This is a genomic window from Caulobacter sp. GW821-FHT11E10 (genome assembly GCF_058808375.1).
Genome location: NZ_JBXARP010000003.1, coordinates 442,270 through 455,040, shown reverse-complemented (window position 1 = coordinate 455,040; position 12,771 = coordinate 442,270). Strand labels below are relative to the sequence as shown.

The following is a 12,771-nucleotide window of genomic DNA, read 5'->3' as shown; positions in this document are numbered from 1 at the left end:
CATCCATGAGGTGATCGATGGCCGCCAAGGTCGTCACGGTGGCGTTCGAGGGGGTCGAGGCCCGAAGGGTCGACGTCGAGGTCCAACTGACCACCGGACTTGCGTCCTTCGTGGTGGTTGGGCTGGCCGACAAGGCGGTCGCCGAGAGCCGTGAACGGGTGCGCGGCGCCTTCGCCGGATTGGGCCTCTCCCTGCCCGGCAAGCGCATCGTCGCCAATCTGGCCCCGGCGGACTTGCCCAAGGAAGGCACCCACTTCGACCTGCCGATCGCCCTGGCGGTGATGGCCGCCCTGGGGGTGATCCCGCTGGACGCCCTCGACGGCTGGGCGGCGATGGGCGAGCTCTCCCTGGACGGGCGCATCGTCCCAGCGGCCGGCGCCCTGCCCGCGGCGATGGCGGCCGGCGCCATGGACCTGGGACTGATCTGCCCCGAGGCGTCCGGACCCGAGGCGGCCTGGGCCGGCGACACCCGGATCCTGGCCCCGCGCTCGCTGGTCTCGCTGATCAATCACTTCCGGGGCAGCCAGATCCTCACGGCCCCGACGCCCGGCCCGATCGTCGAGGGCGAAAGGCCCAAGGACTTGCGTGATGTCAAAGGCCAGGAGCACGCCAAGCGCGCCCTGGAGATCGCCGCGGCCGGCGGCCACAACCTGCTCTTCGTCGGTCCGCCGGGTTCGGGCAAGTCGATGCTGGCCCAGCGCCTGCCCGGTCTGTTGCCGCCGCTGACCTCCTCGGAGTTGCTGGAGACCTCGATGGTCCATTCGGTGGCCGGGCTGATCGCGCGCGGGGCGCTGACCCGCACGCGCCCGTTCCGCAGTCCCCACCACAGCGCCAGCATGGCCGCCCTGACCGGCGGCGGCCACCGCGCCAAGCCCGGCGAGGTCTCACTCGCGCACAACGGCGTGCTGTTCCTGGATGAACTGCCGGAATTTGGCGTTCAGGCCCTGGACAGCCTGCGCGGTCCGCTGGAGACCGCTGAAGTGATGGTCGCCCGCGCCAATGCCCACGTCCGCTATCCGGCCAAGGTGCAGCTGGTGGCGGCCATGAATCCGTGTCGCTGTGGCCATGGAGGAGCCGGACGGGGCGCGTGCGGCAAGGCTCCGCGCTGCCAGAAGGACTATCAAGGCCGCGTTTCCGGTCCGCTGATGGACCGCATCGACCTGGCGGTCGACATGCCCGCCGTCACCGCCGCCGACCTGTCCCTGCCACCGCCCGTCGAGGGTTCGGCCGAGGTCGCCGCCCGGGTCGCCCGGGCCCGGGCGCTGCAACTGGACCGCGCCGAGGAGCACGGCGTCGCCGACGGCCTGAACGGCCGGGCCGAGGGCTCCTTCCTGGAGGCGATCGCCGCGCTGGACGAGCCGGGCCGCGCCCTGCTGGCCCGCGCCGCCGAGGCCGGCCGGATCAGCGCCCGGGGTTGGACAAGGGTGCTGCGCCTTTCCCGTACCATCGCCGACCTGGAGGGCGTCGATGGCGTCCGCCGCGTCCACGTGGCCGAAGCCCTGGCCCATCGGCGCACGACAACGCCGGGCGAGGAAATCGCTTCAGCTTGACCGCCCGTTAAGTCGTGCCCCTCTAGGCTCTCGCCTCATGAGCGACCAAAGACCCGGCGTCACGCCCGAGCAGCTGGCCACCCTGAGCCACGAGTTCCGCACCCCGCTGAACGGCGTGCTGGGCATGGCGCGCCTGCTTGAGAACACCAAGCTGACCGGCGAGCAGCGCGCCTATGTCACCGCCCTGCGCGAAAGCGGCGACCACCTGCTGTCGCTGGTCAATGACGTCCTGCATTTCGCCCGCCTGGGCGCGGCCTCGATCGAGCTGGCCCTCGCGCCCGTCGACATCGAGGCCCTGCTGCGCCAGGTCGCCGAGCTGATGAGCCCGCGCGCCCACGAAAAGGGCGTCGAGATCGCCTGGGCCCTGCCTTCACCCCTGCCGACGATCCGCGCCGACGAGGGCCGCCTGCGCCAGATCCTGCTGAACTTCGCCGGCAACGCCGTGAAGTTCACTGAGGCCGGCGGCGTGCTGCTGTCGGCGACCGCCACCGCCGACGGCCGTATCCGCTTCTCGGTGACCGACACCGGTCCCGGCGTCGCCCCCGACGCCCGCGCTCGCATTTTCGAGGCCTTTGTCCAGACCGACATCACCCACGCCACCCAGCTGGGCGGCGCGGGCCTGGGCCTGGCCATCGTCGCCCGCCTGGCCAACGCCATGAACGGCGAGGTCGGGGTCGGCGGCGAGCTGGGCCAAGGCGCCGAGTTCTGGTTCGAGGCGCCATTTGAGATCGCCGCTCCAGCCCTCCGGGCGGCCCCGCTGGACGGCCGCCACGTCGCCATAGCCTCGCCCAACGCCATTGTCCGCGCCGCCACGGTGCGCCAGATCGAGGCCGCCGGCGGCCGCGCCTTCGCCGCCGTCGATGTCGCCTCGGCGCTGTCGGGCGCGCCGGCGGACGCCGTGCTGCTGATCGACGCCGCCCTGTCGGGTCCGCGCGGGGCCCTGAAGCCCCCCGCCGGCCGCAAGGCCGTGGTGCTGCTGACGCCCGAACAACGCGACCGCATCGACCGCCTGAAGGCCGCCGGTTTCTCGGGCTACCTGATCAAACCACTGCGCGCGGCCTCGATCGTCGCCCAGGTACTGCAGGCGGACACGGCCCAAGGCGAAGGCGAAACCGAGCCGACCGAAGCGCCCGCCCACGACGACCGCATCGCCGGGGCCGTCGCCCGGGGCGTGCGCGTGCTGCTGGCCGAGGACAATCCGATCAACGCCCTGCTGGCCCGCACCCTGCTGGAGCGCGAAGGCTGCAAGGTCGACCGCGTCGCCGACGGCGAGCAGGCCGTGGCGGCCGCCGTGGCCGGATCCTACGATCTGATCCTGATGGATCTGCGCATGCCCGGCATGTCCGGGATCGACGCCGCCAAGGCCCTGCGCGCCAAGGGCGTCGCCGCCCCCATGGCCGCCCTGACGGCAGACGCCTTCGACGAGGACAAGCGCGCCTGCCTGGCCGCCGGCATGGACGATTTCCTCGTGAAGCCCCTGACCCAGGAAGCCCTGCGCGACGCCCTGACCCGCTGGACCACAACGGGTCTCTCGGGCGGCGTTTCGCGCGGCTGGACGAAAACCGCGACGCGAGCCAAGGTCGCCAGCTAGACGGGGGCGGTTCCCCCTGCCAGGGGGATCGCCGCATGACCACGCCTTCCGAGAAGAAACTGACGATGCTCGGCGCCTTCGCCGATCGCCGCATCTTGGTGATGCTCGCCCTGGGCTTCTCTGCAGGCCTTCCAAACCTACTGGTCTTCGATACCCTTTCGGCTTGGCTCCGCGAGGACGGTGTCTCACTAGAGATCATCGGCTTTTTCAGCCTAGCGACCATGGCCTATGCGGCCAAGTTCCTATGGGCCCCGCTCGTGGATCGCGTGAAGATCCCCCTATTGACCGCCTGGCTTGGTCATCGACGGTCCTGGATGCTGGTCGCTCAGGCGGCGATCATGCTGGGGCTGTGGCTTATCTCGGGCCAATCCACGACGGGAGGATTGGCGGCCATCGCCGCCATGGCGGTGTTCGTCGGCTTCTCCGGCGCGACCCAGGACATTGTCATCGACGCCTGGCGCATCGAGGCTGCCGAAGACGCCCGCCAGGGGGCCATGGCCGCCGCCTATCAGTGGGGTTATCGCATCGCCATCGTCGTGGCCGGGGCCGTGCCACTGCTTCTGGCCGAAGCCAAAGGCTGGAACTTCTCCTATGCCGTCATGGCGGCCCTGATGCTGGTCGGCGTCCTTGGCGTGTTCGGCGCACCCAGAGAGCAGAACCACATAATCCGCCCGATCCATACGGACGGCGTGCCAGCCCACCCGGTGCGCGATATCATCGAATGGCTCTGCCGGGGCGCGATCTTCGTTGTCGGCGCACTGATCGCCGGCGCGGGCCTTTCCGGCAACGCCACGCCGCTAACATTCCTGACGGCGCCGCTCGGGTCTCCCGAGGCGTTCGGCCTAGCGGGACTGTGGAAGACGCCGCCGGTCGGCACGCTGCTGCAGCTTGGCGCAGTCATTACCGGCTTGGCCGTGATCGTCATTGCCTGCTGGCCGATCCCCAAAACGCCCACCCGCCCCGGCGCCTATCTGTCTCAGTCCTTTGGCTCGCCCCTCGTCGATTTCTTTCGCCGCCATCGGGGCACCGCAGCTTTGATCCTGGCCTTGATCTGCTTCTACCGCCTGTCGGACTTCGTGCTGAACATCATGAACCCGTTCTATCTCGACCTCGGGTTCACCAAGCCCGAGATCGCCGAGATCCGCAAAGTCTTCGGCACGATCATGTCGATGGTCGGTGTGCTGTTCGGCGGCATCGCGGTGGCCCGTTTGGGTCTAATCCGGTCCCTAGTCATTGGAGCTTTCGCCGGGCCACTGAGCAACCTGATTTTCGCGTGGCTCGCCATGCAGGGGCATGACGTACGGGCGCTGATCATCGCCATCAGCTTCGACAACGTCGCCCAAGGCTTCTCCGGCGTGGCGCTGATTGCCTACATGTCCAGCCTGACCGGACAAGGGTTCACAGCGACCCAGTACGCGCTCTTCTCGTCTCTCTACGCGTTGCCTGGCAAGGTCATCGCCACACTGTCGGGGCGGATCGTCGAAGGCTCGGCTCGCGCGGCTGAAGCTGGCGGCCCCTTCGCGGCGCTTAAGCCTCTGTTCGCCCACATGACGCCCGATGCGCTCGTGTCCGGCGCTGCGAAGACCGGAGTCTCCCCCGCCGCACTAGGCAGTGGCTATATGGTCTTCTTCCTATATTCCACGATCATCGGCATCTTCGCGATCGCACTGACCTTCGCCGTGGCGCGCAAGACCCTTGCGAGCGAACCCGCTCCAGCAACACCGGCCGAAGACGCCGCCTAGACCGCCAGGCAAACCACCTGCGCCACCCGCAGGTCCCGCCGCAGCCCGTCGGCGACGCGGCCGTAGTTCTCGGTGGTGATCGGCTCGCTGCCCGTGAATTCCGAGGGCGCGGGCCGGCGGCGGTTACCCAATACGGTCTTCAGGGTCTCGGGCGCGGTCGTGTAGATGCGGCCCCGGCGCGGAGCCTCGGCCACGGTGACGCCGATCACCCGGCCGGCGCTGTCCAGCGCGGGCGCGCCGGAAAGCCCCGACAGCGTCCCCTTCAAGGTGTCGGTGCGACCGACCTCGGCCCAGACCAGGACCGGCTCGGTGCGGGCGCCGCGACCATGGACGACCAGGTTCTCGCGACCGAGCAGACGCGAAGCGGCCTCGCCCGGATGGCCCTGGGGAAAACCCGGGTGATAGGCCCGCGCGCCCCGGCGGAGGGTCAGGTCCAGACCCAACGGCACGGCCGGCGCGCCGCCCTCGGTGGTCAGGACCGCCGCGTCTGCATTCGGGTCGATATGGATCTTGGCCGCCACGCCGCGTCCGTCGGCGACGACGATCGCGGCTTGCTTGCAACCATCGACCACGTGGCGGGCGGTCAGCCAGGTGCCGTCGTCACCGACCGAGAAGGCCGTGCCCGAGCCGGGTTCGGGCCGGTCGGGAACCTGGACCACGATCGAGGGATCGAACGGCGAGGACGGCCCCAGCGGCAGTCCTTCCTCGCCCGGCACCGGCGGCGGCGGCGGCGGCGCGTCCGAGCGCTCCTGCCGGCCCACGGCGACGATCACCAGGGCGCTGACGGCCGCGGCGTAGACCAGCCAGTCTGGAAGCTTGGGAAAATGCACGGGAGAGCCCCCGGTCCCTGTCGGCTCAGCCCGCCACCGCGGCGGCCAGGACCAGGGCGGTGGCCAGCTTGGCGCCGACCAGCAGGGCGGCGGCGGCGACCTCGCCTTCCTGGATCCGTTCGGGCAGGCCCTTCAGCACCATGTCGGTGACACGGAAGACCAGCAACTGCACGGCGATGGTCGCCGCGCCCCAGATCAGGATCTCGATCACCGAGGTCGAGGCGGTCAGCGAGATGGCCAGGGGAATGGCCAGGCCCACCATCACGCCGCCCAGCGACAGGGCTGCGGCGGAGTTGCCCTCGCGGATCAAGGTGATTTCCTTGTGCGGCGTCAGCAGCGCGTAGAGCGCCGTGCCCAGCACCAGCATGACCAGGGTGACGCTGGCATGCAGCAGGGTGACCGGAAAACCGGTGGCGAAGGCCTGGACCTCGGGCGACTGAAGCTGGGACGGCATGAACGCTGACTACCCCCGTTAAACGGCAGCGCCCTGACTAACACGGGTCGACGAGCTTTGCGTAGGGGGCGCCCGTGTCGGGAGAAAGCGTCTTACTTGTAGAAGCCCTGGCGCAGGTTGAGGCCGTGCTCGACGAAGACCTTCATGGCGCACAGCATGCCGGTCCAGCCCTCGCAATTGCCGAAGGCGGCCTTCTCGCCCGCCGGGGTGTCGCTCCAGCCCGCCTCGTGGATCTTCACCAGGGTGCGGCCGTCGCCGGTGTCGCCGAAGGTCATGGTGACGGTGGTCTTGTTGGTGGCGTTCGGTTCAGCCGAGCCCCAGCGCAGGACGATCTTCTCGTTCGCCACGACCTCGACCACCTCGACCGGGAAGGCGCCCGGGAAATCGTGGAAGTCCCAGGTGACGGTCGCGCCGGTCTCCAGACGCCCCTGGGCGCCGCCGGTGGTGAAATAGCCGGACAGCTTCTTCGGATCGGCCACGGCCTCGAAGACCTCGGCCACGGGCTTGGCGATCCGGCCGCTGACGGTGAATTCGTGAGACATGGGACATCTCCTTGATCAGGGTTTGGCCTTGCTGGCCGCAACCATATGTTATAATCTTATAACATGTCAAACGAGGACGAGGCGGACCTGATCTTCAAGGCGCTGGGCCACAGGGTCCGGCGCCAGATCCTGGATTTGCTGAAGGCCGAGCCACGCACGACCGGCATGCTGTGCGCGCTATTCTCGGAGATGGACCGCTGCACGGTGATGCAGCACCTAAGCGTGCTGGAGGAGGCCGGCCTGGTGGTCGCCGAGCGACGCGGGCGCGAGCGGTGGAACCATCTCGACGCCCTGCCGGTGCATGCGATCCACGAACGCTGGATCGGCCCCTACGCGGCCTATGCGGCGGGGATGCTGAGCCGGCTGAAGAAGGTGGTGGAGGAAGAGGCCTAGGCCGCCTCGTCCTCGTCGTCGCCCAGCATGCCGGCCATCGCCGCCATCGACAGCTTGCGCAGGGCCGAGGCGCGAACCTTTTCGCTCTCGCTCTTCAGCTGGCCGCAGGCGGCGAGGATGTCGCGACCGCGCGGAGTGCGGATCGGTGAGGAGTAGCCGGCCTTGTTGAGGATCGCGGCGAAGGCCTCGATCGTCGACCAGTCCGAACACAGGTAGTCGCTGCCAGGCCAGGGATTGAACGGGATAAGGTTGATCTTGGCTGGGATGCCCTTGATCAGCTTGACCAGCGCGCGAGCCTCGTCGGGGCTGTCGTTGACACCCTTCAGCATCACGTACTCGAACGTCACGCGGCGAGCGTTCGACAGGCCCGGATAGGCGCGGATGCCGGCCATCAGCTCGGCGATCGGATATTTCTTGTTCAGCGGCACCAGCTCGTCGCGCAAGGCGTCGTTGGTGGCGTGCAGGCTGATCGCCAGCATGGCCTGGGTCGTATTGCCCAGCTTTTCCAGCATCGGCACCACGCCCGAGGTCGAGACCGTGATCCGGCGACGCGAGATGCCGATGCCCTCGTTGTCGCTGATGATCTCGATGGCGTCGGCCACCTGACCCAGATTGTAGAGCGGCTCGCCCATGCCCATGAACACGATGTTCGAGAGCACGCGGTCTTCCTTGTCCGACGGCCATTCGGCCAGGTCGTCCTTGGCCACCTGCACCTGGGCGACGATCTCGGCCGCGGTCAGGTTGCGGACCAGCGGCTGGGTGCCGGTGTGGCAGAAGCTGCAGTTCAGCGTGCAGCCGACCTGACTAGACACGCACAGAGCGCCGGCGCGGCCGACGCCGGGAATGTAGACGCTCTCGACCTCGATGCCCGGGGCCATGCGGATCAACCACTTGCGGGTGCCGTCCTTGCTGACCTGGCGCTCGACGATCTCCGGGCGATTGAGGGCGAAGGTCTCGGAGAGGCGCGCGCGGGTTTCCTTGGCGACGTCGCTCATCAGCGCGAAATCAGTGACGCCGCGATGGTGCATCCAGCGGAAAATCTGGGTGGCCCGCATCTTGGCCTTGCCATGCTCGACCACGCCGCTCTCGACCAGGGCCGCGACCAGCTGCGGGCGCGTAAGGCCCGACAGGTTGACCATGGGTTTGGCGACGGGGATGGCGGGCGCTGCGTCGGTGGAGACGCGCGACAGGTCGAGGGTGACGCTCAAGGGGGTGTCCGGATCTTCGGGGGTCGAGGCGGACATATAGCAGGTCCGGGGCGGTTTTCCAAAAGGACGCCCGGTCGCAGCCCCTAGACCTTGCGGAACCGCCCGCCCTGGTTGGCCATCAGGGCCAGGGCCCAGTCGTCCGGCAAGACCTTGGCGATGGCGGCGATGGTCTTGTTGGGCGCGCCCGGCACGCAGATCGAGCGGTTGGCCTCGGCGGCCTCGTAGCCGGCGGCGGCGACCTCGTCGGCCCCCAGCCACATCCAGTCGGGCACCCCCTGGCTGACCTGGGCGCGGGTGCCGTTGGCGTCGTGGAACTCCGAATAGGTGAAGCCCGGGCAGAGGGCGCTGACATGGACGCCGGTCGACAGGTTCTCCAGGTGCAGGCTCTGGGAGAACTTCACCAGGAAACCCTTGGTGGCGGCATACAGCGTGTGGCCGGCCGCGCCGGGGACCAGGCCCGCCAGCGAGGCGACATTGACGATGCGGCCGAACCGCCGCTCGACCATGCCCGGCAGCACCTTGTGGGTCATGGCGCAGACCGAGGTCAGCATCACCTGCAGAAAGGTCGCCTGGTCGGCCCAGCTGGTTTCGGCATACGTCCCCGGCAGGCCGTAGCCGGCGTTGTTGACCAGGGCGTCGACGACGCGCCCCTGCTCGGCGATGGCGGCCAGGACGGTGTCGACCCCGGCGGGATCGGCCAGGTCGGCGGGGATGGCGTAGGCCTCTACGCCCGAGCGCAGCTTGATTTCGGCGGCCAGCCCTTCGAGGCGGTCGGCCCGGCGCGCGGTCAAGGCCACGTCATAGCCATGGCTAGCGTAGATGCGGGCGGAGGCGGCCCCGATGCCGGCGGAGGCGCCGGTGATCAGGGCGAGACGGCGGGCCATGCTGGGGTGATCCGATAGAAGACGAAACTTCGCCGGAGACGAGCACGGCCCGCGATTTGGTTCAAGCAGCCCTCGGAAACTCCAAAGGGGCGGAAGGGGCGCGCCGGAATGGCTGGGGGCGCGCCCCTTCCGGGTCGCGGCTGGGAGGGAGACCGCCGCGACCCTGGGGACCTCTTGGCTAGGCGGCCTTGTCGAGCTGGTCGACGGCGGTGGCGCCGACGGCCCAGCGGACGGCGGCCTTGGCCACGCGCTCGCCCAGCAGGCGAGCGGTCTCGCGGTCGCCGGCCGGCGGGCTGATCTCGGTCGAGGCGTTGTCCGACTGCGCGGCGACGCCGATGAACGAGCCCACGCGGTTTAGCGTGTCGGGCCCGCGCTCGGCGGCGGTCACATTCGGCGGCGCGAGGCCGAGATTGATCCAGTTCATGCCGTGCTGTGCGGCCAGGATCGTCAGGCTTTCCAGGGCGTGACCCTTGTCGCCGGCGAAGCTGTGCGAATTGGTGAAGCCGGCGGCCAGCTTGTCCTTCCAGGCGCCGGTGAAGAATGCGCCAGCGGTGGCGTCGGCGAACACTTTGAACACGCCCGAGACGTCGCCCATGTAGGTAGGCGCGCCAAACACCACGGCGTCAGCCTGGCTGATCTGCTCGATCAGCGGGGCGAAGTCCTGGGCGGCGTTCTCGATCTTCAGCAGCACGGCGGTCTGGCCGGCGTCACGGACGCCCTCGGCGACCTTGTGCGCCAGGACTTCGGTGTGGCCGTAGCCGGAGTGGTAGGCGATGGCGACGGTGGTCATTTTGAATCCCTCCTGTTTCGAAACTGAAACGGTAGCGATTACGTAATGCGTGAAAACGCGGCCACCAGGGATCAGCAACAAGATCGAGTGCAATTTTTCTGCGGGCGGCTTTTAGCCCGGCTCAACACCCGCCAGCGCCGGATTAGCCGTTGGCCGCGACCGGCTCGTGCGCGCCGTTCAGGAGATCGGCGACGGTGATCTGGGCCAGGCGCTCGTGCGCCGCATTGCCGGCGGCGTCGATGGCCGCGCGAACGGCGTCGGGGATCTTCTCCCCCACCGGACAGCCCTTCACGCCCTTGGGCGCGACGCCGAGGTGGGCGCAGCCGTTGACGGCCTTCAGCACGATGTCGAGCGTGATGGTGTCGGCCGGCTTCAATAGCCACGCGCCGCCGTTGGCGCCGGCGCGCGCGCCGATCAGCCCCGCCTTGCCCAGCATGGCGGTCACTCGGCGGACCACGACCGGATTGGTCGGGACAGAAGCGGCGAGTTCAGCGCTGGCCACGGCGCGGTCGGCCGAAAAGGCCTGCTTGTGCGCCAGATAGGCCAAGGCGTGCGCCGCTACGGGAAATTTCTGACTGTCCGACATCTCAACCCGGGAACGTAAGGACAACGTCCGTGCGTTCAACTGAAAACTGTTTCATGCTCGCAACGAGCGTGTATCCCTCGCCCAGAACTCACGCGGACGTCGGGGGACGATTGAACACGTCGCGGATTGGGTGTATCGCGCCGCGCTTGACCGATATGGGTCGCCCGACAGCGTTTTGCGAGGGGCCCCCGGAGGGATTGAATGGCTTCCGAGGCCCAAAGCGCTTCAAACGCCGATTGCGCGCCTGCGACTACCGACATCCCTCAACAGGACGGCGCCCCTCCAAATGGGCACGGCGGCGGTAATGGCCACGGCCACGGGCCCAAGGGACAGGGCTTCTTCGCCCTGGCGCTGGGCTCGATCGGCGTGGTGTTCGGCGACATCGGCACCAGCCCGCTCTACGCGTTGCGGGAGGCCCTGAGTCACGCCCGCTCGTCGGCCTCGACCGAACACGCGGTGCTGGGCGTGGTGTCGCTGGTCCTGTGGACCATGACCCTGTTCGTGACGATCAAGTACGTCATCTTCTTCATGCGGGCCGACAACAAGGGCGAGGGCGGGACCCTGGCCCTGATGGCCCTGGCCCAGAAGGCGCTAGGCGGCATAGGCCGCAAACGGTCCGTGGCCGTGTTCTTCCTCGGCGTGGTCGGCGCGGCGCTGTTCTACGGCGACGGCATCATCACCCCGGCCATTTCGGTGCTGTCGGCGGTCGAGGGCCTGAAGGACGCGCCCGGCCTTGGCCACACCCTGTCGCCCTACATCGTACCGATCTCGGCCGGCATCCTGATCCTGCTCTTCGCCGTCCAGGCCAAGGGCACCCACCGGATGGCCTCGCTGTTCGGACCGATCACGGCCGTCTGGTTCCTGATCCTCGGGGCTCTGGGCCTGTTCCACCTGGCCGACGAGCCCTCGATCTTCCGCGCGTTCAATCCCTGGTACGGCGTCCGCTTCCTGTTCGAGAACGGCTTCATCGGCTTCGTCATCCTGGGCAGCGTGTTCCTGGTCGTGACTGGGGCGGAGGCGCTCTACGCCGACATGGGCCACTTCGGGAAACGCCCGATCCAGGCCTCGTGGCTGTGCCTGGTCTTCCCGTGCCTGGCCCTGAACTATCTGGGCCAAGGCTCGCTGGTGCTGGACAACCCGGCCGCCGGCCGCAATCCGTTCTGGGAGATGGTCCCGGGCTTCGCCTACTGGCCGGTGCTGATCATGGCCACCATCGCCACCGTCATCGCCAGCCAGGCGGTGATCACCGGCGCCTTCTCGATGACCCAGCAGGCGGTGCAGCTGGGCCTCCTGCCCCGCATCGAGATCAAGCGGACCTCCGAGACCCAGGCCGGCCAGATCTTCGTGCCGGCCGTGAACCAGTTCCTGCTGATCGGCGTGCTGGTGCTGCTGTTCATGTTCCAGAGCTCGCACAAGCTGGCCAGCGCCTACGGCATCGCCGTCACCGGCGCGATGTTCGTCGACACCCTGCTGGCCTATGTGGTCATCCGCCGGATCTGGAAGTGGCCGCTGTGGCAGACGGGCTTGCTGCTGATCCCGCTGGTCGCCCTGGATTCGGTGTTCATCGCCTCGAACATGCTGAAGATCCCGGACGGCGCCTGGCTGCCGCTGGTGTTCGGCGCGGTGCTGGTGCTGATCATGTGGACCTGGACCCGCGGCGCCAACATCCTGACGGCCAAGACCCGCCGCGACAGCGTGCCCCTGGTCGACCTGATGGAGATCCTGCGCGCTCGCGCCCCGCACCGCGCGCCCGGCACGGCGATCTTCCTGACCTCGGACCCGGAAATGACGCCGGTCGCCCTCATGCACAATCTCAAGCACAACAAGGTGCTGCATGAGCGCAATGTCATCCTGACCGTGCGCACGGCCGAGACGCCGCGCGTCAACGAGGACGACCGGGTCAAGATCGAGAAGGTCAACGACGACTTCAAGAAGGTCATCGTCACCTACGGCTTCATGGAAAGTCCGAACATTCCCAAGGCCTTGGCCGTGTGCCGCAAGCAGGGGCTGAAGTTCGACATCATGGCCACCAGCTTCTTCCTCGGAAGACGCTCGATCGTGCCGTCGGCCAATAGCGGCATGCCGCTGTGGCAGGACCGTCTGTTCATCTACCTGATGAAGAACGCCGCCAATCCGACCGACTTCTTCAAGATCCCGCCCGGCCGCGTGGTCGAGCTGGGCGCCCAGGTTACGGTGTAGGG

12 protein-coding genes are annotated in these 12,771 nt (G+C 68.3%); 5 read left to right on the top strand and 7 right to left on the bottom strand.

What is annotated here, in order from left to right:
- Window positions 1-17 precede the first annotated feature (17 nt).
- The 3 genes from AC1RRV_RS08170 to AC1RRV_RS08160 are packed head-to-tail and all read left to right on the top strand — an operon-like array spanning window position 18 to window position 4,883.
- On the top strand, window positions 18-1,550 hold the full coding sequence (locus AC1RRV_RS08170; RefSeq protein ID WP_492859098.1) for a YifB family Mg chelatase-like AAA ATPase: 1,533 nt from the start codon (window positions 18-20) through the stop codon (window positions 1,548-1,550).
- 37 nt (window positions 1,551-1,587) lie between these two features.
- Complete coding sequence (locus AC1RRV_RS08165) at window positions 1,588-3,141, top strand: response regulator (protein WP_492859097.1); 1,554 nt, start codon at window positions 1,588-1,590, stop codon at window positions 3,139-3,141.
- Window positions 3,142-3,176: 35 nt separating this feature from the next.
- A complete protein-coding gene (locus AC1RRV_RS08160) occupies window positions 3,177-4,883 on the top strand; it encodes an AmpG family muropeptide MFS transporter (protein WP_492859096.1) in 1,707 nt (568 codons plus the stop codon).
- On the opposite strand, the gene AC1RRV_RS08155 is transcribed toward AC1RRV_RS08160, so the two are convergent.
- The 3 genes from AC1RRV_RS08155 to AC1RRV_RS08145 all read right to left on the bottom strand — a co-directional run bounded on the left by AC1RRV_RS08155 (window position 4,880) and on the right by AC1RRV_RS08145 (window position 6,709).
- Window positions 4,880-5,713, bottom strand: a complete 834-nt coding sequence (locus AC1RRV_RS08155) for a S1 family peptidase (RefSeq protein WP_492859095.1) — start codon at window positions 5,711-5,713, stop codon at window positions 4,880-4,882. The genes AC1RRV_RS08160 and AC1RRV_RS08155 overlap by 4 nt on opposite strands.
- Before the next feature lie 25 nt (window positions 5,714-5,738).
- Complete coding sequence (locus AC1RRV_RS08150) at window positions 5,739-6,167, bottom strand: DUF350 domain-containing protein (RefSeq protein WP_492859094.1); 429 nt, start codon at window positions 6,165-6,167, stop codon at window positions 5,739-5,741.
- 92 nt (window positions 6,168-6,259) lie between these two features.
- Window positions 6,260-6,709: an SRPBCC domain-containing protein gene (locus AC1RRV_RS08145; RefSeq protein WP_492859093.1), complete on the bottom strand. Its 450-nt coding sequence runs from the start codon at window positions 6,707-6,709 to the stop codon at window positions 6,260-6,262.
- A 63-nt stretch (window positions 6,710-6,772) separates the two neighbouring features.
- Between AC1RRV_RS08145 and AC1RRV_RS08140 the strand changes: the two genes are divergently transcribed.
- A complete protein-coding gene (locus AC1RRV_RS08140; RefSeq protein WP_492859092.1) occupies window positions 6,773-7,102 on the top strand; it encodes an ArsR/SmtB family transcription factor in 330 nt (109 codons plus the stop codon).
- On the opposite strand, the gene rlmN is transcribed toward AC1RRV_RS08140, so the two are convergent.
- The 4 genes from rlmN to AC1RRV_RS08120 all read right to left on the bottom strand — a co-directional run bounded on the left by rlmN (window position 7,099) and on the right by AC1RRV_RS08120 (window position 10,570).
- A complete protein-coding gene (rlmN, locus tag AC1RRV_RS08135) occupies window positions 7,099-8,310 on the bottom strand; it encodes a dual-specificity RNA methyltransferase RlmN (protein WP_492859240.1) in 1,212 nt (403 codons plus the stop codon). The two genes, AC1RRV_RS08140 and rlmN, sit on opposite strands and share 4 nt — an antisense overlap.
- Window positions 8,311-8,393: 83 nt before the next feature.
- Window positions 8,394-9,194, bottom strand: coding sequence for an SDR family NAD(P)-dependent oxidoreductase (locus AC1RRV_RS08130; protein WP_492859091.1), 801 nt, complete (start codon window positions 9,192-9,194; stop codon window positions 8,394-8,396).
- Window positions 9,195-9,372: 178 nt separating this feature from the next.
- Complete coding sequence (locus AC1RRV_RS08125) at window positions 9,373-9,984, bottom strand: flavodoxin family protein (protein ID WP_492859090.1); 612 nt, start codon at window positions 9,982-9,984, stop codon at window positions 9,373-9,375.
- 142 nt (window positions 9,985-10,126) lie between these two features.
- On the bottom strand, window positions 10,127-10,570 hold the full coding sequence (locus AC1RRV_RS08120; RefSeq protein WP_492859089.1) for an Rrf2 family transcriptional regulator: 444 nt from the start codon (window positions 10,568-10,570) through the stop codon (window positions 10,127-10,129).
- Window positions 10,571-10,771: 201 nt separating this feature from the next.
- On the opposite strand from AC1RRV_RS08120, the gene AC1RRV_RS08115 reads away from it, so the two are divergent.
- Window positions 10,772-12,769 carry a potassium transporter Kup gene (locus tag AC1RRV_RS08115; RefSeq protein ID WP_492859088.1) on the top strand — a complete coding sequence of 666 codons (1,998 nt, stop codon included), beginning with the start codon at window positions 10,772-10,774 and terminating at the stop codon, window positions 12,767-12,769.
- Window positions 12,770-12,771: the final 2 nt, after the last annotated feature.